Raw genomic sequence first — 24,875 nt, forward strand, 5'->3', positions numbered from 1 at the left:
GACGAGTGAGACAGTGCCCTCCATCGACATCGACCGCGATGCCGCGCACCAGGCCGCCCAGGACGAGCTGAACAAACCGATCTACTCCAAAGGCTCGGCCGAGCAGCAAATAGCCGAATGGCTCAACGAGACGATCTACCGACTACTGCAGAAGACGGCCTCGCTGCCAGGCGGATGGCTCACGGCGACGGTACTTTTCATCATGCTGGGGATCGCGCTGGCGGTCGCCGTCCACATCGCGCGGCGCACCATGCGCACCAGGCGGGGTGCCGACTACCAGTTGTTCGAAGCCGCACAGCTCACCGCGGCCCAGCATCGCGCGACCGCCGAAAACTACGCGGCGCAAGGTGAGTGGGCCGCCGCGATTCGTCATCGACTACGGGCCGTCGCCCGTCAGCTCGAGGAGACCGGCGTGCTGAACCCGGCACCCGGCCGTACCGCCAACGAGCTGGCCTCCGACGCCGGCGCCGCATTGCCCCATCTGGCCGGTGAATTATCCCAAGCCGCAACAGCTTTCAACGACGTCACCTACGGCGAACAACCCGGAACCCAGGGCGCATATCGGATGATCGCCGACCTCGACGACCACCTGCGGTCCCGCTCGGCGGCCGTGCCCGCCGGGCCGGCGCAGTCCGCCGCCACCGACTCGTGGGCGCAGGTGCGGTGATGGCGACCATCGGGCGTCCCGAAGCCGCCGGCCCGACGCCGATGGAGCGTTGGCGGTCCTGGCGCTGGGTCATCCTCACCCTGGTCGTGCTCGCCGCCATCGCCGGCGTCGATGCCTATCTGACCGCGCCGCGCCCCGGCGCCCGCATGGATCCGGCATCGACGGCTCCCGACGGCGCGCACGCGCTGGTGGCACTCCTGCGCGGCGGCGGCGTCGACGTGGTGGTCGCCGACGGCATCGCCGAGGTGGAACGGGCGGCGCGGCCCGACGCGCTGATCCTGGTGGCGCAGAGCCAATACCTGACCGCCCCGCTGCTGGACCGGCTGGCGAAGGCGCCCGGCGATCTGCTGCTGGTGGAGCCGACGGCGCGGACCCGCGAAGCATTGCTGCCCGGCCTGCGCGTCTCGGCGGCCGGCACCTTCGATACCGATCCAGACTGCACGCTGCGCGAGGCCACCCGGGCCGGTCCGGTGCGATTCGGGCCCAGCGACACCTACCGCGCCAGCGACGGTCGGGCGATCACCCGTTGCTACGACGGTGCGTTGATTCGCTTCCGCGACGGCGGGCGGACGACCACGGCGGTGGGCAGCACCGACTTCCTGACCAACGGCGCCCTGCTGCAAGCAGGCAACGCCGCCCTGGCGATGAACCTGGCGGGCGCCCGGCCGCGGCTGATCTGGTACGCGCCCCACCGCGTCGAGGGCGAACCACCGCCGCCCGGCTCGGTTGGCGACCTGATCCCGCAGAACGTGACATGGATCGTCTGGCAACTCTGCCTGGTTGTGCTGCTGGTCGCCCTGTGGCGGGGCCGTCGACCCGGCCCGCTGATCGCCGAGGAGCTGCCCGTAGTGGTGCGCGCTTCGGAAACCGTGGAGGGCCGCGGCCGCCTGTACCGTTCCCGCCGGGCGGGCGACCGCGCCGCCGCGGCACTGCGCACCGCCACGCTGCAGCGGCTGGTGCCCCGGCTGGGTCTGAGCATCGGGGCGTCACCATCGGCGGTGGCGGCCGCGGTGGCCGGGCGAAGCGGGGCCGACCCGGCATTCGTCTCCTACCAGCTGTTCGGCCCGCCCCCGGCGACCGACCACGACTTGCTACAACTTGCCCGTGCGCTCGACGACATCGAAAGGCAGGTCACACGGACGTGACGCAACCATCTACCGCCTCGACCCCCACCGCTGAATCGGCGCGAGAGGCGCTGCTGGCGTTGCGTACCGAGCTCGGCAAGGCCGTCGTCGGTCAGGAGGGGGTGGTCAGCGGCCTGGTGATCGCGCTGCTGTGCCGTGGCCACGTGCTGCTGGAAGGCGTTCCGGGAGTGGCGAAGACGCTGCTGGTGCGCGCGCTGGCGGCCGCGCTGCAACTGGAGTTCAAGCGGGTGCAGTTCACCCCCGACCTGATGCCCGGCGACGTGACGGGATCGCTGGTATACGACGCGCGCACAGCCGCTTTCGAGTTCCGGCCCGGCCCGGTGTTCACCAACCTGCTGCTGGCCGACGAAATCAACCGGACCCCGCCGAAAACCCAGGCCGCGCTGCTCGAGGCGATGGAGGAGCGCCAAGTCAGCGTGGAAGGCGTCGCCCAGCCGCTGCCCGATCCGTTCATCGTCGCCGCGACCCAGAACCCCGTCGAATACGAGGGCACTTACCAGCTGCCCGAAGCGCAGCTGGATCGGTTCCTGCTCAAGCTGAATGTGACTCTGCCGCCGCGGGATTCGGAGATCGCCATCCTCGCCCGGCACGCGCACGGCTTCGATCCCCGCGATCTGTCGGCGATCAAACCGGTGGCCGGGGCCGCCGAACTGGCGGCCGGGCGCGACGCCGTGCGCCACGTGCTGGTCGCCGACGAGATCCTGGGATACATCGTCGACACCGTCGGGGCCACCCGCTCCTCGCCCGCGTTGCAGCTGGGCGTCTCGCCGCGCGGGGCCACCGCGCTGCTGGCCACGGCGCGTTCCTGGGCCTGGCTTTCCGGCCGCAACTACGTCACCCCCGACGACGTGAAGGCCATGGCCCGCCCGACGCTGCGGCACCGGGTGATGCTGCGCCCCGAGGCCGAGCTCGAAGGGGCCACACCCGACGGTGTGCTCGACGGGATCTTGGCCTCGGTTCCGGTGCCCCGCTAGTGGTCCTGACCGGACGCGCCGGGCTGGTCGCGCTGATGTGCGTCCTGCCCATTGCGTTGTCACCCTGGCCGGCAAGGACTTTCGCCGTGCTGGCGGTCACGCTGGCGGCCGTGGTGGCCGTGGACATCGGGTTGGCGGCCAGCACCCGCAGGTTGCGTTACATCCGCTCGCCGGATCGCTCCGCCCGGCTCGCACAGCAGGTGGACGTCGGGCTGCTGATCCACAACGACGGCCGGTGGCGGTTTCGCGGCCAGGTTCGCGACGCCTGGCCGCCCAGCGCCGGCGCGCGACCGCGCATCCATCCCGTGAACATCCCCGCCGGGCAGCATCAGCACATCCAGTCCCAGCTGCGGCCGGTCCGCCGCGGCGAGCAGCGCGCCGCAGTGGTCACCGCCCGGTCCATCGGGCCGCTGGGGCTGGCGGGGCGGCAAGGGTCGCAGGCGGTGCCGGGCCTGCTGCGGGTGCTGCCGCCGTTCCTGTCCCGCAAGCACCTGCCGGCGCGGCTGGCCAAGCTCCGCGAGATCGACGGGCTGCTGCCGACGCTGATCCGCGGCCAGGGAACCGAATTCGACTCGCTGCGCGAGTATGTCGTCGGTGACGACGTGCGGTCGATCGACTGGCGCGCCACCGCGCGTCGCGCCGACGTCGTCGTCCGCACCTGGCGCCCCGAACGCGACCGGCGGGTGGTGATCGTGCTCGACACCGGGCGCACCTCGGCGGGCCGGGTGGGTGTCGATCCGACGGCCGCCGATCCCGCGGGGTGGCCCCGGCTGGACTGGTCGATGGATGCCGCGCTGCTGCTGGCGGCGCTCGCGTCGCGGGCCGGCGATCACGTCGACTTCCTCGCGCACGACCGGGTCAGCCGGGCCGGCGTCTTCGGCGCGTCGCGCACCGAGCTGCTCGCCCACCTGGTCGAGGCGATGGCCCCCCTGCAACCCGCGCTGCTCGAACCGGATTGGACCGCAATGGTTTCCGCCATTGCGCGGCGGGCCCGCCGACGATCGCTGGTGGTGCTGCTGACCGACCTCAACGCGACCGCGCTCGACGAGGGCTTGCTGCCGGTGCTGCCCCAGTTGTCGGCCCGACACCACCTGATGGTGGCCGCAGTCGCCGACCCTCGAGTCGACCAACTGGCCGCCGGGCGTTCCGACCCGGCCGCCGTCTACGACGCGGCGGCCGCCGAACGATCACGCAACGACCGCCGCGCGATCGCCACTCGCCTGCGCCGCAGCGGGGTGGAGGTCGTCGATGCCCCGCCCACCGAACTGGCCCCCGCCCTGGCCGACCACTACCTGGCGATGAAGGCCACCGGTCGGCTGTAGCCCGGCGACGATGCACGCCGCGCAGCGGCGTGAGAAGAAGCCGGGCCAATCGGCTGTAGCCCGGCGACGATGCACGCCCCGCAGCGGCGTGAGAAGAAGCCGGGCAATCGGATAGAGCCCGGCGACGAGCGCTCAGCTCGTCGGAACCACGTCGGGCGCGTCTTCGATGTCGCCGGTCTCCCCGGCCTTTGCCGCGCGGCGACCGAAATACACGATGTAGGTCAGGAACGCCGCCTCGGCGATGATCCCGATGCCGACCCGTACGACGGTCGGCAGCGGCGATGGTGTCACCAGCGCCTCGATCAACCCCGAGACCAGCAGCACACCCACCAGACCGATCGCGACCGACACGACGGCGCGACCCTGTTCGGCGAGCACTTGCCCGCGTGGCCGGTCGCCGGGCGAAATCACCGACCACCCCAGCCGCATCCCCGCCGCCCCCGCCAGGAACACCGCCGTCAGCTCCAGCAGCCCGTGCGGAATCAGCAGCCCGAGCAGCACACCGCCCTTGCCCGCCTGGAACATCAGCCCGGAGATCAGTCCCAGGTTGGCCGCGTTCTGGAACAGCACGATGGGGATCGGCAGCCCCAGCAGTACGGACAACGCGATGCACTGCGCGGCGACCCAGGAGTTGTTCACCCAGATCTGCAGGGCGAACGCGGCGGCGGGATGTTCGCTGTAGTAGGAGGCGACGTCGTGGTTCACCAATTGTTCGATGTCGCTTGGTGTTCCGGCGGCAGATTGCACCTCGGGATTGCCGGCCACCCAGAACGCCATCATGAACACCACGGCGAAGAACGCCACCGCGGTGCCCAGCCACCACCGCCACGACCGGTACGCGACCACCGGGAAAGACACCGTCCAGAACCGGGCGAACGTACCGCTCAACGGCGCGTGGGCGCCGGTCACCACGGAACGGGCGCGCGCGACGAGGCTCGAGAGCCGACCGATCAACAGCGAGTCCGACGAGGCCGAGCGCAGCATCGACAGGTGGGTGGACACCCGTTGGTAGAGCTCGACGAGCTCGTCGACCTCGGCGCCGGTCAGTGAGCGACGCCTTGCGACCAGCCGGTCGAGGCGGTCCCACGTACCGCGATGGGCCAGCACGAATGCGTCGACGTCCACCCTGCGCAGCCTAATCGCCCTGTACCGTTCGGTGTTATGTCGGAGGTGGTGACCGGCGACGCCGTCGTGCTCGACGTGCAGATCGCCCAGTTGCCGGTGCGGGCCGTGGGCGCACTGATCGATATCGCCGTGATCGTCGTCTGCTATCTCCTGGGGCTGATGTTGTGGGCCGCCACACTGACCCAGTTCGACACCGCGCTGAGCACCGCCATCCTGCTCATCTTCACCGTGGTGGTGATCGTCGGCTATCCGGTGGTGCTCGAAACGGCGACGCGCGGACGCTCGGTGGGCAAGATCGCAATGGGGCTTCGGGTGGTGTCCGACGACGGCGGGCCAGAACGCTTCCGGCAGGCCCTCTTTCGGGCCCTCGCGGCGGTGGTCGAGATTTGGATGCTGTTCGGCAGTCCCGCGGTCATCTGCAGCATCCTGTCGCCGAAGGCCAAGCGAGTCGGCGACATCTTCGCCGGCACCGTCGTCGTGAACGAACGCGGTCCCCGCCTCGGCCCCCCGCCCGTGATGCCGCCTTCACTGGCCTGGTGGGCCTCGTCCCTGCAACTTTCCGGCCTGTCCCCCGGTCAGGCCGAGGTCGCACGCCAATTCCTCTCGCGGGCAACACAACTCGATCGCCAATTACGACTGCAGATGGCCTATCGCATCGCCGGTGATGTGGTGTCCCGCATCGCCCCGCCGCCCCCGCCGGGCGCCCCGCCGGAACTGGTGCTGGCGGCCGTGCTCGCCGAACGGCACCGCCGCGAACTGGCGCGACTTCGACCCGCCATGCCGCCGCCGGGCGCCGCGCCGTGGCCGGCCTGGCCGGCCCCGCCACCACAGCAGACGGTCCCATGGCCGGACCCGGGTGCACCCCAGCAGGGGCCGCCGCATCCCGCGCCGGGCGGTTTCGCGCCGCCCGGTTAACCGGAGACGCTCGCCGCCATCAGGGCGACGTCGGCGATCAACAGCGCCCAGCCGCACAGCGGGACGGCGATGCCGCCGCGGCGTTTCGCGGTGAACAGGGAGATGACGATTACGACCACCGCAACCGCGGGCGCGCCGTAGAACGCGACCCCGAAACTGATGCCGCCGTGGCCGAGGTTGGGGCAACTGCGGTCGCTGCAGCCGTCGGTACTCATCACCGCGCCGAGCGCGAAGAGCATGACGATGGCGGCGGCGGGCACCGTGGCCAGCGCCAGGGCCCAGTTGACCCACGGCCACACGTTGCGCCCACCACCGGTGCCGCCCTGCGCGGGGCTGGCCGCGGTCGAGGTCCCGCTGCCGACCGAAAGGTCGGAGTTGTCGGCGTTCATCCCAAAGTTCCTACCCGCCGCCCGGCGAGTGCAAACGGGCCGGCGCGTCCCAACGAACCGACCCGCCGGCCCAACACCGCAGGTCATGCGTCTTAACGGCTGCGTTGAAGCACAACATAGGGTTCGCCCGTTGCATCGCGATACTTTCCGATATATCGTGATACTTCGAAGCGTACGGTGCGCTTCCCCTTCAGACGTAAGGAACAGACATGTACAACCCCTTCCCCCCCACGGGCGGCCCGTTCGCAGGCGGCCCCGGTTTCGGCTTCGGTCCCGACACACATCGGCGCGCCCCGCACGGCGCCCGCCGGCGCGCTCGCCAAGAGTTCTTCGAACACCTCCGCGAGCACGGCCCCGACCACGACGGCCCGGGCTTCGGGCCCGGATTTGGTCCCGGATTCGGCCCGGGTTTCGGCCCCGGCTTCGGTCCCGGTTTCGGCTTCGGGCCGGGCGGCCGACGCGGCGGATGGCGCCGTGGCGGCCCGGGCCGCGGAAGACGCGGCGACGTCCGCGCGGCCATCCTGGCGCTGCTGGCCGAGCGCCCCATGCACGGCTACGAGATGATCCAGCAGATCGCCGAACGCAGCAACGGGCTCTGGAAGCCCAGCCCCGGTTCGGTCTATCCGACGCTGCAGCTGTTGACCGACGAGGGCCTGATCACCGCCAGCGAAAGCGAGGGCAGCAAGAAGCTCTTCGAGCTGACCGACGAGGGTCGCGCGGCGGCGGAAAAGGTCGAGACACCGCCGTGGGACGAGATCGCCGAAGGCGCCGACCCGGGTCACATGAACCTGCGGGCGGCCATCGGCCAGCTGTTCGGCGCGGTCGCGCAGTCCGCGCACACCGCCACCGCCGAGCAGCAGCAGCGCATCGTCGAAATCCTCAACAACGCGCGGCGCGAGGTCTACGGCATCCTCGGCGAAGACTGAGCCCCGACAGACCCAGCGGACCCTGGATCAGGTGACGTCCACCCAATCCAGGGTCCGCTGCACGGCCTTACGCCAACCCGCGTACCCGGCGGCGCGCTGCTCGTCGGTCCAGGCCGGCGCCCAGCGCTTGTCCTCGTGCCAGTTCGCCCGCAGGTCGGACGGATCGGCCCAGAACCCCAGCGCCAACCCCGCCGCGTAGGCCGCGCCCAGCGCGGTCGTCTCGGCGACCACCGGACGCACCACGTCGACGCCGAGCACATCGGCCTGAATCTGCATGCACAGGTCGTTGCCGGTGACACCGCCGTCGACCTTCAATACCTCAAGGCGCACACCGGAATCCGCCGCCATGGCATCCACCACGTCGCGGCTCTGATAGCAGATCGCCTCCAGCGTCGCGCGGGCCAGGTGCGCGTTGGTGTTGAACCGCGACAGCCCGACAATCGCGCCGCGCGCGTCGGATCGCCAATAGGGCGCGAACAGCCCGGAAAAGGCCGGGACGAAATACACTCCGCCGTTGTCGGCGACCTGGCGCGCCAGCGACTCGCTTTGCGCCGCGCCGCTGATGATGCCCAACTGGTCGCGCAGCCACTGCACCGCAGCGCCGGTGACCGCGATCGAACCCTCAAGGGCGTAAACGGGTTTCGCGTCGCCGAACTGGTAGCACACGGTGGTCAACAGGCCGTTGTTCGACCGCACGATCGTCTCGCCGGTGTTGAGCAGCAGGAAGTTTCCGGTGCCGTAGGTGTTCTTCGCCTCGCCCTCCGACAGGCACACCTGGCCCACCATCGCCGCGTGCTGGTCACCGAGAACCCCCGTCACCGGCACCTCGCCACCGACCGGCCCGGCCTGCGCGGAGACGCCATACGGTTGCGGCGACGACGACGGCGCGATCGCCGGAAGCATCGCACGCGGGATGGCGAAGAACGACAACAGCTCGTCGTCCCAGTCGAGCGTTTCCAGGTCCATCAGCATGGTCCGGCTGGCATTGGTCACGTCGGTGATGTGCACGCCGCCGCGCGTGCCTCCGGTCAGGTTCCACAACACCCAGGTGTCCGGCGTGCCGAACAAGGCGTCACCGCTCTCGGCGGCCTCGCGCACCCCGTCGACGTTCTCTAGGATCCACTGCAGTTTGCCGCCGGAGAAATACGTCGCCGGCGGCAGGCCGGCCTTGCGGCGAATCACGTCGCCGCGGCCGTCTCGTTCCAGCGCCGACGCGATGCGGTCGGTGCGGGTGTCCTGCCAGACGATCGCGTTGTAGTAGGGCCGCCCGGTGCGCCGATTCCACACCAGCGTGGTCTCCCGTTGGTTTGTGATACCAAGCGCGGCAATGTGTTTGGCGGTCAAATTGGCACGATTCAGGACCGACATCAGCACCGACGAAGTACGCTCCCAGATTTCGACCGGGTCGTGCTCGACCCAGCCGGCGCGGGGCAGGATTTGTTCGTGCTCGAGTTGATGGCGGGCCACTTCGGCCCCGTCATGATCGAAGATCATGCAGCGAGTGCTGGTGGTTCCCTGGTCGATGGCGGCGACGAACTCAGCGGACACGTCAGGAGTCCATCACGTCCGGGTGAACTCGACAAGCGGCCGGGTAGCTTGCGTTACCGCCGGTAACCCTGTTCCATCGGCGGTGTGGGCGAAGAGGTCAAGCGCACCACGTACACCAGCGCACATCGGCGGGAATACGGGCGCAAGCTCCAGGTTTGCCTGGACGTGTTGGAGACGATGCTGGAACAGTCGCGCTTTGACTCGGCCAAGCCGCTGACCGGCATGGAGATCGAGTGCAACCTCGTCGACGCCGATTACCAGCCCGCGATGTCGAATCGCGACGTGCTGGATGCCATCGGGGATCCGGCGTTCCAGCCGGAATTGGGCGCCTACAACATCGAATTCAACGTGCCGCCCCACGCCCTGCCCGGACACACCGCGCTCGATCTGGAAGGCGAGGTGCGGGCCAGTCTGAACGATGCGGAGACCAAAGCCGGCGTGGGTGGCGCGCACATCGTGATGATCGGGATCCTGCCCACGCTGATGCCCGAGCATCTGACCACCGGCTGGATGAGCGACTCGAGGCGGTACGCGGCGCTCAATGACTCGATCTTCACCGCCCGCGGCGAGGACATCCCGATCAACATCTCCGGCCCCGAGCCGCTGAGCTGGCAGGCCGTGTCGATTGCGCCCGAATCCGCCTGCACCAGCATCCAATTGCATCTGCAGGTGGCCCCGGAAACGTTCGCCGCCAACTGGAATGCGGCCCAGGTGGTGGCGGGCCCGCAGCTGGCGTTGGGCGCCAACTCGCCGTACTTCTTCGGTCACCAGTTGTGGGCCGAGACCCGCATCGAGCTGTTCACCCAGTCCACCGACACCCGGCCGGAGGAGCTCAAGTCCCAGGGCGTGCGGCCGCGGGTGTGGTTCGGCGAAGGGTGGATCAGCTCGGTGCTCGACTTGTATCAAGAGAACCTCCGCTACTTCCCGTCCCTGCTGCCCGAGGTGTCCGACGAGGATCCGGCCGCCGAGCTGGCCGCCGGGCGCGCACCGCAACTGTCCGAACTGCGGCTGCACAGCGGCACGGTGTACCGGTGGAACCGTCCGGTCTATGACGTGGTCGACGGGCGCCCGCACCTGCGGCTGGAGAACCGGGTACTGCCGGCCGGGCCGACCGTCGTGGACATGCTGGCCAATTCGGCCTTCTTCTACGGCGTGCTGCGCACCCTCTCCGAAGACGACCATCCCCTGTGGTCTCAGATGGATTTCGCTGCGGCACAAGGGAATTTCCTCGAGGCGGCGCGACACGGCATCGATGCCCGGCTGCATTGGCCGGGTCGGGGCCCTGTGACGGCGACCGCGTTGGTGCTGGATACGTTGCTGCCGATCGCCGACGAGGGACTGCGCCGGTGGGGAATGGACGCCGAGGTGCGGGACCGCTTCCTCGGCGTCATCGAGGGCCGCGCCAGATCGGGCCGCAACGGCGCCAGCTGGCAGGTATCCACCGTCCGCGCTCTGGAAGACGGCGGGATGACCCGGCCGGCTGCGCTGGCAGAGATGCTGCGCCGGTACTGCGAGCACATGCACGCCAACGAGCCGGTGCACACCTGGGAGTCCTGACCGCGGGTACGTTGAAAACCATGACGGGCGATCACGTTATGGACTGGGACAGCGCATACCGCGAACGGGCGCACTTCGAGGGTCCGCCGCCGTGGAATATCGGTGAGCCGCAACCCGAACTGGCCGCACTGGGCGCGGCCGGGAAATTCCGCAGCGATGTGCTCGACGCCGGCTGCGGGGTCGCCGAACTGTCGTTGGCGCTGGCAGCCCAGGGCTACACGGTTGTCGGTGTCGACCTCACGCCGACGGCCGTCGCGGCGGCCACCAAGGCGGCCCAGGAGCGCGGCTTGACCACGGCCAGCTTCGTGCAGGCCGACATCACGTCGTTCAGTGGTTATGACGGCCGGTTTTCCACCGTCGTCGATTCCACGCTGTTTCACTCGCTGCCGGTCGAGGGCCGCGACGGCTACCTGAGCTCCATCCACCGCGCGGCGGCGCCGGGCGCCACCCTGTTCGTGCTGGTGTTCGCCAAGGGCGCCTTCCCAGCCGAGATGGAACCGAAGCCCAACGAGGTCGACGAGGACGAACTGCGCGCCGCGGTGAGCAAGTACTGGGAAGTCGACGAGATCCGGCCGGCCTTCATCCTGTCCAACGTCGTCGAAATCCCCAACGCGCCCTTCGAATTTCCGCCGCACGATCGCGATGACAAAGGCCGGATGAAGATGCCGGCCTACCTGCTGACGGCGCACAAAGCGGGCTAAGACGTCGCCGCCGTCGCGGCGATCAGCGCCTCGGCGAAGGTCTGCAGGTCCTCGGCCGTGGTGTCGACATGCGGCGAGATGCGCAGCACCGGACCGGCCAGCCGCAGGGGAGCCCGCTGCACGCCGACGAAGGTGGTCAGGATCCGCCGCTCGGCGAGCAGCCACGCCCGCACCGCTTGGGCATCGGCGCCGTCGACCGGGGCAAGGGTGGTGATGGCGCTGGGCTCGTCGACCTCCTCGACCACCGCCCACCCGGCCACGTCGGCCAGCACCCGGCGGCTGGTGGCGCCCAACTCGGCCAGCCGCGCGCGCACGGCCCGTGGCCCGTACGCCAAGTGCTCCCCCAACGCCAGCGAAAAGCCCACGCGCGCTGCGACATTGGCTTCGCCGAATTCGAGTTGCTGGGCGACAGTGCACGAGCCCGCGAGCGAGTCCGGCGGCGCCAGACGCGGACGCAGGCCCTCCATCAACTCACGTCGCACCGCGAGCGCGCCGACACCGCGCGGCCCCGCGATCCACTTGCGCGACGACGCATACGTCACGTCGGCGCCGACCGCGCAGTCCACCTGGCCCAGCGCCTGGGCGGCGTCGACGACGAGCGGCAGGCCCAACTCGCGGCAGAGTTGCGCGATCATCGACAGCGGTTGCACCACACCGCTGTGGCTGCCGACCGCCGTGAGGTGGACCAGATCGGGCGGGTCGGCCTCGAGCGCCAGCGCCGCGTCGTCGAGCGCGACCCGCCCATCGTCGAGCGTCGGCAGCAACTGACGGTCGAAGCCGTGGGCGGCGAAGAGCGCCAAATTGGGGCCGTATTCACCGGGCAGGCACGCCAGCGTGCGGCGGTCGGCGGGCCAGCCGCCGAGCAGCAGATCCAGCGCGTTCAGGGAACCGGTGGTGAACACCACCTCGGCGTCGGGCACGCCGGCCAGTGCGGCGAACGCCACCCGCCCGGCGTCCAGCGCGGGTGCGGCCGCCTCGGCCGCGACATAACCGCCGATTTCGGACTCGTTGCGCGCGTGCAGGGCGGCGGCCTCGATCACCGTAAGGCTCTGCCGCGAACACGCCGCACTGTCCAGGTGCAGCCCGGCCACGGGCGGGCGGGCCGCCCGCCAGCGGTCCGCAAGCGAACCGCCGGCCGTCACTTGACGGCCAACGACAACCCGAAATCACCCGCGGCGTCCGTCCAGAACCGGGTGCGGCGCAGTCCCACGCGGGCCAATTCGGCGCTCACCCCGTCGGGGCGGAACTTGCACGACACCTCGGTGAGCATCTCCTCGTCGGCCGCGAAATCGACGGTCAGGTCGAGCGCGTCGACGCGGACCCGCTGGGCACGGCTGGCGCGCAACCACATTTCGATGCGTTCCTCGTCGGCGTTCCAGCGGGCCACGTGCTCGAAGGCCTCGACGTCGAAATCGGCGTCGAGTTGCCGGTTGATCACCGCCAGCACATTGCGATTGAACGCCGCGGTCACCCCGGTCGAGTCGTCGTAGGCGCGCACCAGCCGGCCGGTGTCCTTGATCAGGTCCGTGCCCAGCAGCAGGCTGTCGCCCGGGCGCATCTGGGCGGACAGGCTCGACAGGAACGCCGTGCGCGGTCCGGGCGTCAGGTTGCCGATCGTCGACCCCAGGAACACGAACAGGCGCCGCCCGCCGGTTGGGATCTCGGTCAGGTGTTCCTCGAAATCGCCGCATACGGCGTTGATTTCGACGCCGGCATATTCCTGCTGAATCGCCGCCGCGGCCGTCGACAGTATGCCTGCGTCGACGTCGAAGGGGACGAATCTGCGCAACGATCCGCGTTCACGCAGCGCGTCGAGCAGCAGCCGGGTCTTCTCCGACGTCCCGCTGCCCAACTCCACCAGGGTGTCGGCCTCGCTGGCCGCCGCAACCTCGGCCGACCGCGCGCGCAGGATCTCGGCCTCCGCGCGGGTCGGGTAGTACTCGGGCAACCGGGTGATCTGATCGAAAAGGTGGCTGCCCAGCGAATCGTAGAACCACTTGGGCGGCAATGACTTCGGCGTCCGCTGCAGGCCGTCGAACACATCTCGGCGCAGCGCCTGATCCGCAGAGTCGGCGGCCAGGTGGTTGGACAAAGTCAGCGTCATCGATAACCTTCCGAGTGATCCAGCGGGGTCAGCGCGACGCCCGTCGCGGTGACCTCGACGAGGTGGCGGTCCGGCACGTCCTCCCAGCCGGGGTCGTTGTCGTAGGGCTCGCTGGCCAGAACAATGCCGTCCGCGCGGCGCAAGATGGACAACGTGTCGCCCCAGGTGGTGGCGAGCAGGCGAGAGCCGTTGGCCGCCAATATGTTCAGCCGGGCGTCCGGGTCGGCTGCCGCGATCTCGGTGATGGTCGCGCCGAGCGCGTCGAGGCCCCGCTCAAAGATGGCGGCCGCGAGTAGTGCACTGTCGCAGACGGATTCGGCCTGCGAACTCATGGGTAACGCGGCGCGGTCCACCACGCCGTTGTGCGACAACATCCATTGACCGTCGGTGAACGGCGCCGTAGCGCTGACATCGATCGGCATGCCGACCGTCGCCGAGCGGACCGCGGCAACCACGCAGCGGCTGCGCAGCGCCGGTGCGACGGAGTCGAACGACGTGTCGCCCCACAGTGGCGCGTGGCTACGCCAGCGGCGGGGCACTTGCCGTCCAGAAGAGTCGTCGAAAAAGCCGACGCCCCAACCGTCGGCGTTGAGCAGGCCGTGCTTCTGCCGACGCGGGGCATACGACTGCACCCGCAGGCCGTACTGCGGGTCCAGCAGCAGCGAGGAGACGGTGACGTCGGTCCCAAGCCAGCCGAGGTGACGGCACATCAGGTGAAATCCTCGACGTCCCAAGCCAACCGGACGCCAGAAAAGATCTGGCGCCGGATCGGGTGGTCCCAGTTGCGGAAGCTCGGCCGCAGGATTGCGGGCTCTACGGCCCACGAGCCGCCGCGCAGGACCCGGTAGTCCTGAAGAAAGAACGGCTGCGAGTAGCGCTCGTAGATCATCGGAAGGAATCCCGGCCAGGGCCGCAGCGGCGAACTGGTCCACTCCCACACGTCGCCGAGCATCTGTTCCGCCCCGTACGCCGAGGCGCCGGCGGGGTAGGCCCCGACTGGTGCCGGACGCAACGACGTTCCGCCCAGGTTGGCGAGGGCGTCGGAGGGCGGCTGCGCTCCCCACGGGTAGCGGCGGCGACTGTCGGTGCCCGGATCCCAGGCGCAGGCCTTCTCCCATTCCATCTCGGTGGGCAGCCGCGCGCCGGCCCAGGCTGCGTATGCCTCGGCCTCGAAGTAGCAAACGTGCTGCACCGGTTCGTCGGCAGGGATGTCTTCGACGTGGCCGAACCGGGTGCGCGTTCGTGCGTCGGGGCTCCAGAACTGTGGCGCTGTCAGATCCGCGCGCTGGCGATGCTCCCAGCCGCGCTCGGACCACCAGCGAGGTTGGAGGTAGCCGCCGTCTTCCATGAAGTGCCGCCATTCGCCGTTGGTGACCGGCACCCGGCCGATCCGGAACGCGGGCAGCTCGACGACGTGGGCGGGACGCTCGTTGTCCAACGAATACGGTTCGCTCGCGGCGTCCACGCCCAGCACGAACGGACCGGCGGGCACCAGCACGTAGGTGCCGGCCAGCCCGGGGCGGCCGGCCGGCAGCGCCGCCGAGTCGCGCAGCAGCGGAGCGCCGGTGCGCAGGTTCAGCGCCTGCAGCATGGTTTCGTCGTGCTGGTTTTCGTGACTGATCACCAACGCGAACGCGAAGTCGTCACTCTCCTCCGGCAGCGCATCGAGGGCATCAAGGGCAGCGGACCGCACCGTGGCGCAATACGCCCGCGCGCGGTCCGGCGACAGCAGCGGCAGCTCGACCCGGCTCGCGCGGGAGTGGACGAAGGCGTCGTAGAGGCCCTCGATTGCCGCCGGCAACATGCCGGGCCGGCCGGGGTCACCGCCGCGCAGCAGCCAGAACTCCTCTTGCTGACCGATGTGCGCCAAGTCCCACACCAGTGGGCTCATCAGGGGGTCGTACTGCCGATACAGCTCGGCGTCGTCGAACTCGACGAGCCGCAACGTCCGCGTCCGCGCCCGCGCCAGATCATCGGCAAGACTTGCCCGGCATGACGACCGCAAGCGCGGCGCTGGGGGCACCTCCCGCTTGCCGGGGACTCCGCGCAGCGGGTCGGAATCATCGGGAAAGCTCACAGCCCCCCTTGCGAGGATCGCGCCGCCTTGGCAACCGTAGCCGCGATGCCCTGCTGTATCACCTGGTCGGAGAAGTCGTCGCCGGGACATCGGCCCCGCTCGACGGCGTCGACCAGCCGCTGCATCGAATCACCGAGTTCGGGCGGCGCCAGCTGAGCGGCGACGGCCACGCACTTGTTGGCCGCGGCGTACAGCCGCCGGTCACGCAGTCCCGCCTGGGCGGCCGTGTCCCAGGCGGTCGCCACCGGCTCGACCGCTTCGGCCGCGGTGTCCGCCGCGACCGGGTCGTCGAGCAGGGCCACCAGAGTGAACACAACGGCCGGCCAGAAGTCGTCCGGCACGCTGTCGAGATAGCGGATTTCCAGCCACTGCCTCGGGCGCACTGGGGGGAACAGCGTGGTCAGGTGGTATTCCAGGTCGGCGAGGGTGGGGCGGCGACCGCCGAGCAGCACCCGGCCGTCGACCCAGTCGGCGAATGGCACCCAATGCGTGACCGCGGTGGCGTCCGGGGCGTGCACCAGCATCACCGGCGCCTTGAGCGCATAGCGCGCCCAGTCGGTGCCCGGGTCGTCGCCGCTGGCGCCCAGGATGGGTCCGCACCGCGCCGAGTCCATCTGGCCCCACACCCACTGCCGGGTGGAGGCCCACCCGGTGAACTCGCCGCGCAGCATCGGGGAGTTCGCCGCCATCGCGATCATGGTGGGCCCGAGTGCGTGCGCCAGCCGCACCCGTTCCGCCCAGCCGGCCCGCGGGCCCGCGTCCAGGTTGACCTGAATGGACGCGGTGGACGTCATCATCGCCGCGCCTGCCTCACCCGAGCGGCTGGTCGCGAAGAACTGCTCCATGGCGCGGTAACGCGCACCCGGGTTGATGCGCTTGGGCGGCCGCAGCGGATCCGCCCCGAGGAACACCAGGCCCAGCCCGCCATCGACGAACGCCGACCGCAGCACGGCCTGGTCGCGCCGCATCGCGTCGATGGCGGCCGCCACCCCTTCGGCGGGCGGGCCGGACAACTCCACCGCACCGCCGGGTTCCACCGTGACCCGGCTGCCTCCCGGCAGCTCGGGCAAGTGCCCCAGAACGTCGGCGATCTCCTGCCAACCGGGCCTGCGATGCGGGTCGGCCGGGTCGTGGCAGTGGGCTTCCAGTTCCAGACCCACACGCCCCAGCGGGGCGTCCACCATGCAACCGTCTGCGATGTAGCGCGCGGCGGTCTTGGAATCGGCCATCTCGGGACTGGCCAGCTCGGAGCCGGCGGTAGTGATAGCGGCAAACGTCATATCACTATCCCTCCGGGCCTGAGCAAGCTCGAACATGCGCCTACGGACCGCTTCCCGACACAGTCGACGGAACGGTAACCGCCACTACTTCATCTAACAGATGGCTCCGACATATTCCCGTTCGCGCCCAATTCCAAGCATGCCCGACCCGGTCCCCGAACCCGGCTCACTGACCCAGCGCGTTCTGCATCGCCCCAGCCAGCACGTTGACCGCCGGCCCGGCGTTGCCAGATTGGCAGACCTTGGCCTGCAACAACACATTTTCACGCAGCCTGGTTTGATTGAAGCACCGCCGATCGGTACCGGCCTCTTGCTTGGTCCAGTTCGCGTCGGCGGCGTCGGGCGGCCCGCCATCGAACGACCACACCTGTGTGACGCCGTTGTCCAGGTGCATCGGGGTGGTCTGGCCCGAGCAGCCCACCGTCCGATCCACCACCCGATGGAAGGCGCGGCCGGCGGCGTCGTTGGTGGCAAACACACCGACGGCCTGCTTCACGAAGTGGGTTTGGTCGGTGGCCGAAGTCTGGGTGACCGCACCGTTGAACGACGCCAAGTCGGGGTCCTCATACACCTCGGGCAAGCCGATGTCGGCCCAGTTGTTGCACACCGGAACGTCCACCCAATCGCCCTGCACCGGTCGGGTAAACACCGACTCCCAGCCCATGGGCCCACCGACGATGTTGCCGACCGACCCCTTGCCCAGGACCGCGTAATTCACCACCCCCGGGTCCGACGGGTGGGCGGCCGCAACCGGAAGCGCGACCGCTCCGCCGACGGCCAGGCCGATGGTGATGACGGCCGCGCGAACCCGCATGGTCATGAGGCGATCATGCCAGGCACGTGGGCGCGAGGTCAGCCCCCGTTTGCCCGGACGCCCTCTTCGACTTTTTTGCCGAGGTCGGGGTCGACGTTGCGCCAGTACTCGAACACCCGCGACAGCACCGGCTCCTTCACTCCCTTGGAGACGTGCCCAATGATGTTGTGCGCCAGCCGGTCCCGGGCCTCGTCGTCGAGGACGTCGCGGACCATGGTGCCGGCCTGTCCCCAGTCGTCGTCCTCGGCGTGCAGCGTGTAGGCGGCACGGACCATGTCGCCGTCGGCGTGCCAGCGCACCTCGGCGGCGCGGGCCGGGTCGGCGTGCGGGCCGCCGTAGGAGTTGGGCGCATACACGGGGTCGGCGACGTTCGTCATCCGCATCGCGCCGTCCTTTGAATAGCTGTTCACCTCGACTTTCGGCGTGTTGACGGGGATCTGCCGATAGTTGGTCCCCAGCCTGGCGCGGTGCGCGTCGGAGTAGGAGAACCCGCGGGCCTGCAGCATCTTGTCGGGGCTCAGTCCGGTGCCGGGCACGGTGTTGTTCGGCTCGAAGGCCGCCTGCTCGATCTCGGTGTGGTAGTCGATGACGTTGCGGTTCAGCGTCATCTTGCCGACGTCGATCAGCGGGTAGTCGCCGTGCGGCCACACTTTGGTCAGGTCGAACGGGTTGAACCGATAGTTGCGGGCCTCCTCGTAGGGCATGATCTGCATCTTGAGCGTCCAGCTCGGGTGATCCCCGCCCTCGATTGCCTCGTAGAGGTCGCGCTGGTGGTAGTCGCCGTCCTCGCCGGCCAGCCGGTCGGCGTCCTCCTGGGTCAGGAAGTCGATGCCCTGGTCGGTGATGAAGTGGTACTTCACCCAGAAGATTTCGCCGGCGGCGTTGATCCAGCTGTAGGTGTGGCTGCTGTATCCGTTCATGTGCCGCCACGTCTTGGGGATGCCGCGATCACCCATCAGCCAGGTCACCTGATGCGCGGACTCCGGCGAGAGCGTCCAGAAGTCCCATTGCATGTTGTGGTCGCGCAAGTTCGTTGCCTGCATGCGCTTTTGGGACCGAATGAAGTGCTGGAACTTCAGCGGGTCGCGCATGAAGAACACCGGCGTGTTGTTGCCGACCAGGTCGAAATTGCCTTCGCTGGTGTAGAACTTCAGCGCGAAGCCACGCGGGTCGCGCCAGGTGTCCGGGCTGCCGCGCTCGCCCGCGACCGTGGAGAACCTGGCGAGCATGTCCGTTTTCGTGCCGGGTTGGAAGACCGCGGCCCTCGTGTACTTGCTGACGTCGTTGGTGACCTCGAAGGTGCCGAAGCCGCCGCCGCCCTTCGCGTGCGGCTGACGTTCCGGGATGCGCTCCCGGTTGAACTGGGCCATCTGCTCGATCAGGTAATGGTCCTGCAGCAGGATCGGCCCGTCGGGACCGACGGTCAACGACTGGTCGTCGCTGGGCGCAGCGATGCCGGCATCAGTGGTGGTGAAACGCTCCGTCATGTCGCTATCTCCTCGTTTGCTGGGCTTACTCCAGGCTGTGGCGACGAAAATTCTTGCGCGCCAATAACTATTCTCCGTTTCTGGACCAAGGCAAGAAAAACCTCGGCCGGGCCACCCGTCACGGACGCGGCGCCGGCGGGCTGGGTGTCGCGCTCGCCGGCGGCGGCCCGCCAGGACCGCTCAGACCCGGTCCGCCGGGGCCGCCCGGACCGCCGGGGGGCATGGGCACGATCAACCCCGGCCCGCCATCACCCCACGGGCCGCCGGCGGGTGCGGGCCCACCGGACCCCCACGGTCCGGGGCCGTATCCCGGTCCCCACGGCCCGTTGCCCGGCCCAGGGCCACCCGGGCCTCCGCCCGGTTTGAACATCTGGCCGTGGTGATGGTGGCAGTGGTGGTAATGCCCGAAGACGAAGGCACCGGCAAAGAACACGGTGGAGATGATGAAGACGATCCCGGCGACGATGATCACCCACGCCGCAGCCGTGTAGAGCCGCGGCGGTTTCACCCGCTCCGGGGCAGGCGGCGGCGGTGGGGGTGCAGCTGCGGGCGGGGTCGTCGACGGTTCGGGTGTCTCGCTCATTCCTGAATCATGCCCAGCGTCACGACGGGCATAACAGGTTCGTCCCACAAACTTGCTGTGAATCGAGATCGGGTGGTTAGTTGCCGGTGACGAAACGACACGCAGCCCGGTGCTCTGGCGAGCACCGGGCTGCTGCTTGTTTCAGGAGCGGGTCGGACTACGGCGTCCGGGACGGGGCGACCGACGACGGGATCTGGCTGGGCCCGGGGGCGCCGGGGGTCGCCGACGCGGGTCCGCCCTGCTGGACGCCGGCTTGGCCACCCTGCTGGGCACCCGGGCCACCCGGACCGCCCATGCGGTGCGGATGCATCCACGCCGCGTGGTGCTTGTGGTGGTGGTGATGACCGCCGTGGTGTCCCAGAGCCATTCCGGTGAAGAAAATGACGGAGACGATGAACACAATTCCGGCGACAATGGCAACCCATGCCGCGGCGATAAAGACCCTGGGGGTCTTGTAAAGCGCGGCTGCAGTTGCGGGTGCGGGGGCAGTTGCGGTGGAGGTCCGCGCGGTGGGGGTTTCAGATGTTTCACTCATGAGACAAATGATGAAGGTGTTAACACCAGTCGCGGCTATGCATCACTTAAGTAGCAGCTGTGAGATGAACAGCCATCTTGCCTGGTAGAACCCCTATCCGGCGGACCCGCTGGAACCGTGCGCGCACCGCACGCTCTGGGGCCTCCCAATCGCCCACCTGCCCCACCACCGAAGATTTACGCTGCCTGAAACGCCTCGACAGTGATGTGGCCGCCCGCAGACCGACAAACCGCCGACCCTGCATCAGGAGAAAGCATGACGCTATTCGTCAGTCACTCCAGCCAGGACAAGGCGGCGATCCAGAATCTCCTGAAGGCGTTGCGGGACGCACGTCAGCACGTGTGGGTCGACGAAACGTTGGGCGGCGGTGACGCATGGTGGCGCACCATCCTCGAGCAAATCCGGGGCTGCGACGTGTTCGTCTATGCGCTGTCGAACAACTCGATGGCGTCGAAGCCCTGCCAAGCCGAGTTGCGCTACGCGGAAGCTCTGCGCCGTCCGATCCTTCCCGTCCAGGTGGGCCCGGTCGATTCCATGCGGCTCACTCCGCTGGCCGAGACTCAAGTCATCGACTACCGAAATCCGAACGTGGACAGCGGTATTCAGTTGATCGAAGCGGTGCACGAATTGAAGGAAAAGCTTGAGCCGCTGCCGTCACCGCTGCCCGAGGAACCGCCGGTGCCCTTCGCCTATCTGATGCGGCTGGGCAATACCCTTGCCGACCCGGAGCTCAGCGCCCGCCAGCAGGCCGAGTTGGTGTCGGAGCTGAAGGTCGGACTGCACGAGGACGGGGCCGATCCGGCTGCGCGCCGTGACATCGCCCGATTGCTGGCCAAGCTGCGCGACCGTCCCGACGTCACCTATCAGGCGCGAAACAACATCGATGCCCTGCTCAAGTCGGTCGACGAAGAACCTTCAACCGAAGCCGCCGCGCCTGTTGCGACGCCCGGCGCGCCGGCGGAACCCGAATCGGGAGCGGTCCCGGCGGCGGGCTCCGACGCCGCGCCCCCGCACGCTCCCAAGGTCGGCAAGCGACACCGGCCGCGCGCCAGGTTGCTCATCGCCGGCGGCGCGGGTTTGGCCGTCCTGATCGCGATTGTCGTCGCCGCGGTGGTGCTCCTTCGGCCCAAGCCGGGTCCCGCCACCCTGTCCCTGGAGTCCATCCTGCTGAGCGACGCGGAGATCAACTCCATCGCGGGCACCTCCAACATGGCGAAAACCCCCGACAACCAAGGCAAGACGTTCAAGGACGTCAGCAAGGCCGTTGACGTGTCGCCGCGGTGGTGCATGGGCGTGCTCTATCCCGGCGCGGACCTGACGTATGAAGACAGCGGAGAAAAGGAACTCGACTGGGCGGCGCTGGAGGACTCGGGTGGCTGGGTCCGGGCAGGCGAGGGCAATCATCACTTCGTCGACCAAGCCGTGGCGGCCTTTCCGACCAGAGATCAGGCCCTGGACTTCGTGCGGCGCTCGGCGAACGAATGGGCGGCCTGCGATGGGAAGACGGTGACCGCGACCTACCTCGACAACGGCCGCGCATACACGTGGATCCTGGACAACCTCACCGGGCATGCCCCGCAGATCACTCAGATGTACAGACAACAGGGCGAACGTCCCAGCTACGCGTGCCAGCGGGTGTTGCAGGCGGCGTCCAGTTATGTGATCGACGTCAAGGTGTGCGGAGACCACATCACCGATCAGGGCAGCGTGATCGCCGCGAAAATGGCCGTCAAGGTGCCGAAGTCCGCGGGGCCGAAGTTCTAAGTGGCGGCCGTTTCTCACTTCTGCCGGGTGCGGATCACCTGCAGGCCGGCCGAGGCAAGGAGGGCGGGGATCTCCCGCACGAACACGCGGTCGTAGTCGGCGACCTCGTCGGGCAGGTCCGAGAAGGGCACCAGATACGGGGTCCTCTTGTTTTCGATGTCCTTCTCACCCAAAGACCAGCCGTCGGCGAGGCGCTCGGCCATCCAGCGGTCGTGTTCGGCGACCGCGAGCGTCTCGACCTCGTCGGTGCCGAACACGAATTCCGATGCGTCCCAGTCCCGCAAGGGCGCAAGGTCACAACCGATGTTGCGCAGCTTGACCCCAATGTGGCGCGCCTGCGCGCGGCTGGAATCTTTGCGTGATTCATCGAGCTCGGACCATGGCGGCGCAGGCTTGCCGGACGCGAGTTGTTCGGCGCACCAGCGACGGTGGATCGCATGGGCGATGGCCTCATACGAACCGCCGCGAGTGAGTTCGACCGTGCAGGTTCGTTCGAGGGTCGGGAAGACATCGATGTCGGGTCCGCCGGAGCTGCCGGCCTCGTCGAGGAGGCGGGCAACCCCGCGCGACCGGGCCAGCGCGACGACCAAGGGGACGGCCGCGTCCAGTTCATGCCTCAGCTGCAATGCCAACTCGACGGATTGCTCGTCGTTGTCGGCGGTCACGTAGGCGCGGGCCAGCGGGGGCGCTCCCGCATCGGCGTGATAGGAGCGCAGCCGGTGGATGTTGCTGACAGCCGCGGGCAGCGTGATGAAGCTGCACACCTGCTCGAGGGCGGGATAGTGGCCGAGGAGCAACTTCACCCGGCGGTCGGCCTGGTTGTCGACGACGGTGACCACCAGCGCGGCGGTGTTGTCGCCGCGGTGGTCATACCAATCCCGGGCCGCGTGGTACACCACCCAGGCGCCCAGCTCATCGAGGCCGGCGATGAGGATGTGCGGGCGGTCGCGCCCGGTGTCGACGGGAAACTCGTCGAGCAGCAATCGCGCGCCGATCTCGTCGGTGTTGAAGAAGTCCAGCGCCGAGGCCGCATCGGCGCGCTCGGCCTCCCGGATCCTCAGCAGCGCGCACAGCTCCGGGTCCCCGATCTGGGCCAGACAGGTCAGCACATTGCCGGAACGACCACCCGCAAGCGCGCTGGCAACGGCGACGATCTCGGTGTTGACCGCATCGTTCGGACACAGCGCGAGCAGCCGCGATGCGCGCCGGACGCCGGCCGCCTGCAGGGTTCGTTCCTGCTGAGCATCGCCGACGATCACCGGCACACCCCAGCCGTGGCACAGCTGCATGTTCGGATTTGCCGCGTCCGAGTCGATGACAACCACCCGATCCCCCGCCTCGCGGAGATGGTGCAGAAATGCGCTGCCCACATCTCCCAGCCCGCAGACGACCACGTGACCGCTCATCAGCGGTATGCGCATCTGTTGCACCCGGTCGCGGAACAGCGACGCCAAGCCGCTGAGCCCCGCGAAGCCGGCGACGAGCGGGGCCAGGAAGCGGGCGATATCCAGCGTGACAGGCAGGTGATCGTCGACCGGGGTCGACGCCGTGAACAGCTTGAAGCTCCAGAAGACGATGTCGCTCGGTTCAGGATGATGCTTCCACAACTGCCAGAACCCGATATTGCCCAGAACGAGCGCCGCGACGCCCACCCCGGCGAGCACGTGCCAGCGGTAGTCGGCCAATAACAGTGCGAGCGATCGCAGAGAATTCGGCACAGAGCGCCGAGCACCACGACTGCCATTCACGCCAATATCGTTTCACCGCTGGTCAGCGGTGTCTGGCATATTGGCGCGGCGGGGGGCGACTTCTCGCTAGCCCGGCTTGAACGGGTTGACGGCGAACTGGATCACCCGATACGGCGCGGCCACGCGCGCGCGTGTGTCCCACTGGCTGACGAAGATTCGCAGCTCGTCGAGCGTCGAGCCGGGCGAGATGTAGCCGCCGTACGGTTGCGCGAGCCGGTTGTCGTAGGGCGGCGGCAGGCTTTCCGCCGGCTCGGGCCACTCGTCGTGCTGCACCACCGTGGTCACCGGCGCATCGCCCAGCGACGTCGGATCGTCGGCCACGCGGACCTCCATGTTGCCGGTTACCGCGTTGAAGTACGACAGCACGGCCTTCCCATCGATTTGCCGCACGCACATCTCGCCCGCCGCATCTGGCCATAGCGGGGTGGGGACCTTCCCCCAGCCGCCGTTGGGTCCGGCCGCCCAGCCCTGCCAACGGGACCGGTCGGTAAACGTTTGCGGGGTGGCCCGATACAGCACGACGGGATCCCTGCGGGTGAAGCTGTCGGCCACGATGTACACCCAGCCGGTGGGCGAGTCCGGCGTCGGGATCGGGTCGTAGTAGCCGCTGATCTGTGTCTGCGAGCCGCCCTGGTATGACGCCGTTCGCCGCGACCCGGCGATGGTCTGCCACCCAGCCCGTGCGGGCTCGGCAGTGACGAGCCGGGAGCTCTGTGGCTCCAGGTTTTTCGTCGTCGTCACCATCATGTAGTTGCGCCGATTGATCTGCACCACGCCCGCGGGCAGCTGCGAGGTGCCCGGCGGGGCGGGATCGGCCAGCAGCGGTTTGCTGACCCCGGTCACGCCGGTGTAGCGCACGCCGGCCGGGTCGTCGACGGAGGCGGTGTCCACGTGCAGCGCCACCGGCGCGTACCAGCCGCCGAACCCGACGCCTTGGCCGGCGAAGCTGTCGCCGCAGACCTGCAGCAGCTCGGTGGGGAACTCGACGAACTCACAGAGGTCGGTCGCGCCGATGCCGTAGTCGCCGGTCGGGGTGCCGGTGCCGGCCGTAGGGCCGAGCCGCAGCACCTGGCCGGGCGCCAGCGGCTGCACGATTGGTTCGGGGACCGGCGCCGGCGGGTCGGCGTGCGCGGCCCAAAACCATTGCAGCACAAACAGGATCAGTGCAAGCGAGCACCCCGAGACCAGTCGGGCGTGGGCGGTGCTCACCCGCC

Annotated in this window: 23 protein-coding genes; 9 read left to right on the top strand and 14 right to left on the bottom strand. The window is 68.9% G+C overall.

All coding sequences use genetic code 11. The features are described from left to right. The first annotated feature begins 13 nt into the window (after positions 1-13). The 4 genes from A5773_RS00650 to A5773_RS00665 are packed head-to-tail and all read left to right on the top strand — an operon-like array spanning position 14 to position 4,108. Positions 14-667 (top strand): DUF4129 domain-containing protein, encoded by a 654-nt coding sequence (locus A5773_RS00650; protein ID WP_066955782.1) that lies wholly within the window; start codon positions 14-16, stop codon positions 665-667. Next, complete coding sequence (locus A5773_RS00655; RefSeq protein WP_067788939.1) at positions 667-1,812, top strand: DUF4350 domain-containing protein; 1,146 nt, start codon at positions 667-669, stop codon at positions 1,810-1,812. The genes A5773_RS00650 and A5773_RS00655 overlap by 1 nt, the downstream gene beginning before the upstream one ends. Continuing rightward, the gene (locus A5773_RS00660) at positions 1,707-2,786 is read left to right on the top strand and encodes an AAA family ATPase (protein WP_369817296.1); all 1,080 of its coding nucleotides are present in this window, start codon (positions 1,707-1,709) and stop codon (positions 2,784-2,786) included. Before A5773_RS00655 ends, A5773_RS00660 begins: the two co-directional genes overlap by 106 nt. Continuing rightward, positions 2,786-4,108 carry a DUF58 domain-containing protein gene (locus tag A5773_RS00665; protein WP_067788898.1) on the top strand — a complete coding sequence of 441 codons (1,323 nt, stop codon included), beginning with the start codon at positions 2,786-2,788 and terminating at the stop codon, positions 4,106-4,108. Before A5773_RS00660 ends, A5773_RS00665 begins: the two co-directional genes overlap by 1 nt. Before the next feature lie 132 nt (positions 4,109-4,240). Here the strand turns inward: A5773_RS00665 and A5773_RS00670 are convergent, their stop codons facing one another. Next, positions 4,241-5,233, bottom strand: coding sequence for a stage II sporulation protein M (locus A5773_RS00670; protein ID WP_067788901.1), 993 nt, complete (start codon positions 5,231-5,233; stop codon positions 4,241-4,243). Positions 5,234-5,269: 36 nt separating this feature from the next. On the opposite strand from A5773_RS00670, the gene A5773_RS00675 reads away from it, so the two are divergent. Beyond that, positions 5,270-6,148, top strand: coding sequence for an RDD family protein (locus A5773_RS00675; protein ID WP_066955793.1), 879 nt, complete (start codon positions 5,270-5,272; stop codon positions 6,146-6,148). Here A5773_RS00675 and A5773_RS00680 read toward each other — a convergent pair. Continuing rightward, complete coding sequence (locus tag A5773_RS00680; RefSeq protein ID WP_067788903.1) at positions 6,145-6,537, bottom strand: hypothetical protein; 393 nt, start codon at positions 6,535-6,537, stop codon at positions 6,145-6,147. The genes A5773_RS00675 and A5773_RS00680 overlap by 4 nt on opposite strands. 209 nt (positions 6,538-6,746) lie before the next feature. On the opposite strand from A5773_RS00680, the gene A5773_RS00685 reads away from it, so the two are divergent. Further along, positions 6,747-7,463, top strand: a complete 717-nt coding sequence (locus A5773_RS00685) for a PadR family transcriptional regulator (RefSeq protein WP_066955799.1) — start codon at positions 6,747-6,749, stop codon at positions 7,461-7,463. A 27-nt stretch (positions 7,464-7,490) separates the two neighbouring features. On the opposite strand, the gene glpK is transcribed toward A5773_RS00685, so the two are convergent. Next, positions 7,491-9,011 carry a glycerol kinase GlpK gene (gene glpK / locus A5773_RS00690; protein ID WP_082948014.1) on the bottom strand — a complete coding sequence of 507 codons (1,521 nt, stop codon included), beginning with the start codon at positions 9,009-9,011 and terminating at the stop codon, positions 7,491-7,493. Positions 9,012-9,095: 84 nt separating this feature from the next. On the opposite strand from glpK, the gene A5773_RS00695 reads away from it, so the two are divergent. Further along, positions 9,096-10,568, top strand: coding sequence for a glutamate--cysteine ligase (locus A5773_RS00695; protein WP_066955802.1), 1,473 nt, complete (start codon positions 9,096-9,098; stop codon positions 10,566-10,568). 20 nt (positions 10,569-10,588) lie between these two features. After that, positions 10,589-11,269, top strand: a complete 681-nt coding sequence (locus A5773_RS00700) for a class I SAM-dependent methyltransferase (protein ID WP_067262829.1) — start codon at positions 10,589-10,591, stop codon at positions 11,267-11,269. Here A5773_RS00700 and egtE read toward each other — a convergent pair. The 9 genes from egtE to A5773_RS00740 form a co-directional block, all read right to left on the bottom strand. Next, positions 11,266-12,411, bottom strand: coding sequence for an ergothioneine biosynthesis PLP-dependent enzyme EgtE (gene egtE, locus A5773_RS00705; protein ID WP_067262832.1), 1,146 nt, complete (start codon positions 12,409-12,411; stop codon positions 11,266-11,268). The genes A5773_RS00700 and egtE overlap by 4 nt on opposite strands. Next, the gene (egtD, locus tag A5773_RS00710) at positions 12,408-13,373 is read right to left on the bottom strand and encodes an L-histidine N(alpha)-methyltransferase (protein WP_066955811.1); all 966 of its coding nucleotides are present in this window, start codon (positions 13,371-13,373) and stop codon (positions 12,408-12,410) included. The genes egtE and egtD overlap by 4 nt, the downstream gene beginning before the upstream one ends. Beyond that, the gene (gene egtC, locus A5773_RS00715; protein WP_067788906.1) at positions 13,370-14,083 is read right to left on the bottom strand and encodes an ergothioneine biosynthesis protein EgtC; all 714 of its coding nucleotides are present in this window, start codon (positions 14,081-14,083) and stop codon (positions 13,370-13,372) included. The genes egtD and egtC overlap by 4 nt, the downstream gene beginning before the upstream one ends. Continuing rightward, positions 14,083-15,378 carry an ergothioneine biosynthesis protein EgtB gene (egtB, locus tag A5773_RS00720; protein WP_067788941.1) on the bottom strand — a complete coding sequence of 432 codons (1,296 nt, stop codon included), beginning with the start codon at positions 15,376-15,378 and terminating at the stop codon, positions 14,083-14,085. Before egtB ends, egtC begins: the two co-directional genes overlap by 1 nt. Positions 15,379-15,446: 68 nt before the next feature. Next, a complete protein-coding gene (gene egtA, locus A5773_RS00725) occupies positions 15,447-16,730 on the bottom strand; it encodes an ergothioneine biosynthesis glutamate--cysteine ligase EgtA (protein ID WP_066955817.1) in 1,284 nt (427 codons plus the stop codon). A gap of 166 nt (positions 16,731-16,896) precedes the next feature. Then, on the bottom strand, positions 16,897-17,544 hold the full coding sequence (locus A5773_RS00730) for a sensor domain-containing protein (RefSeq protein WP_156659669.1): 648 nt from the start codon (positions 17,542-17,544) through the stop codon (positions 16,897-16,899). A gap of 38 nt (positions 17,545-17,582) precedes the next feature. Further along, complete coding sequence (locus tag A5773_RS00735) at positions 17,583-19,031, bottom strand: catalase (RefSeq protein WP_066955823.1); 1,449 nt, start codon at positions 19,029-19,031, stop codon at positions 17,583-17,585. A 118-nt stretch (positions 19,032-19,149) separates the two neighbouring features. Then, positions 19,150-19,614, bottom strand: coding sequence for a hypothetical protein (locus A5773_RS25280; RefSeq protein ID WP_082948015.1), 465 nt, complete (start codon positions 19,612-19,614; stop codon positions 19,150-19,152). A 157-nt stretch (positions 19,615-19,771) separates the two neighbouring features. After that, on the bottom strand, positions 19,772-20,149 hold the full coding sequence (locus A5773_RS00740; RefSeq protein ID WP_066955826.1) for a hypothetical protein: 378 nt from the start codon (positions 20,147-20,149) through the stop codon (positions 19,772-19,774). A 255-nt stretch (positions 20,150-20,404) separates the two neighbouring features. Here A5773_RS00740 and A5773_RS00745 point away from each other — a divergent pair, with 255 nt between their 5' ends. Beyond that, positions 20,405-21,913 carry a sensor domain-containing protein gene (locus tag A5773_RS00745; protein WP_067788909.1) on the top strand — a complete coding sequence of 503 codons (1,509 nt, stop codon included), beginning with the start codon at positions 20,405-20,407 and terminating at the stop codon, positions 21,911-21,913. A gap of 14 nt (positions 21,914-21,927) precedes the next feature. Here A5773_RS00745 and A5773_RS00750 read toward each other — a convergent pair whose 3' ends face one another. Together A5773_RS00750 and A5773_RS00755 are read right to left on the bottom strand one after the other, a co-directional pair. Continuing rightward, positions 21,928-23,631, bottom strand: a complete 1,704-nt coding sequence (locus A5773_RS00750; RefSeq protein WP_231989173.1) for an NAD-binding protein — start codon at positions 23,629-23,631, stop codon at positions 21,928-21,930. Between the two features lie 96 nt (positions 23,632-23,727). After that, complete coding sequence (locus A5773_RS00755) at positions 23,728-24,870, bottom strand: DUF4185 domain-containing protein (RefSeq protein WP_067262846.1); 1,143 nt, start codon at positions 24,868-24,870, stop codon at positions 23,728-23,730. Between the last annotated feature and the right edge of the window lie 5 nt (positions 24,871-24,875).

The sequence above is a fragment of the Mycobacterium sp. 852014-52450_SCH5900713 genome, from assembly GCF_001667075.1.
Classification (GTDB): Bacteria; Actinomycetota; Actinomycetes; order Mycobacteriales; family Mycobacteriaceae; genus Mycobacterium.

Bases quoted from the DNA above. Each gene is read 5' to 3' on its own strand.
- A5773_RS00655 (WP_067788939.1), top strand. From the start codon at position 667: ATGGCGACCATCGGGCGTCCCGAAGCCGCCGGCCCGACGCCGATGGAG.
- A5773_RS00700 (WP_067262829.1), top strand. From the start codon at position 10,589: ATGACGGGCGATCACGTTATGGACTGGGACAGCGCATACCGCGAACGG.
- egtC (WP_067788906.1), bottom strand. From the start codon at position 14,083: ATGTGCCGTCACCTCGGCTGGCTTGGGACCGACGTCACCGTCTCCTCG.
- A5773_RS00745 (WP_067788909.1), top strand. From the start codon at position 20,405: ATGACGCTATTCGTCAGTCACTCCAGCCAGGACAAGGCGGCGATCCAG.
- A5773_RS25280 (WP_082948015.1), bottom strand. From the start codon at position 19,614: ATGAGCGAGACACCCGAACCGTCGACGACCCCGCCCGCAGCTGCACCC.
- A5773_RS00730 (WP_156659669.1), bottom strand. From the start codon at position 17,544: ATGCGGGTTCGCGCGGCCGTCATCACCATCGGCCTGGCCGTCGGCGGA.
- A5773_RS00680 (WP_067788903.1), bottom strand. From the start codon at position 6,537: ATGAACGCCGACAACTCCGACCTTTCGGTCGGCAGCGGGACCTCGACC.
- egtA (WP_066955817.1), bottom strand. From the start codon at position 16,730: ATGACGTTTGCCGCTATCACTACCGCCGGCTCCGAGCTGGCCAGTCCC.
- A5773_RS00685 (WP_066955799.1), top strand. From the start codon at position 6,747: ATGTACAACCCCTTCCCCCCCACGGGCGGCCCGTTCGCAGGCGGCCCC.
- A5773_RS00675 (WP_066955793.1), top strand. From the start codon at position 5,270: ATGTCGGAGGTGGTGACCGGCGACGCCGTCGTGCTCGACGTGCAGATC.
- A5773_RS00740 (WP_066955826.1), bottom strand. From the start codon at position 20,149: ATGAGTGAAACATCTGAAACCCCCACCGCGCGGACCTCCACCGCAACT.
- A5773_RS00735 (WP_066955823.1), bottom strand. From the start codon at position 19,031: ATGACGGAGCGTTTCACCACCACTGATGCCGGCATCGCTGCGCCCAGC.
- egtD (WP_066955811.1), bottom strand. From the start codon at position 13,373: ATGACGCTGACTTTGTCCAACCACCTGGCCGCCGACTCTGCGGATCAG.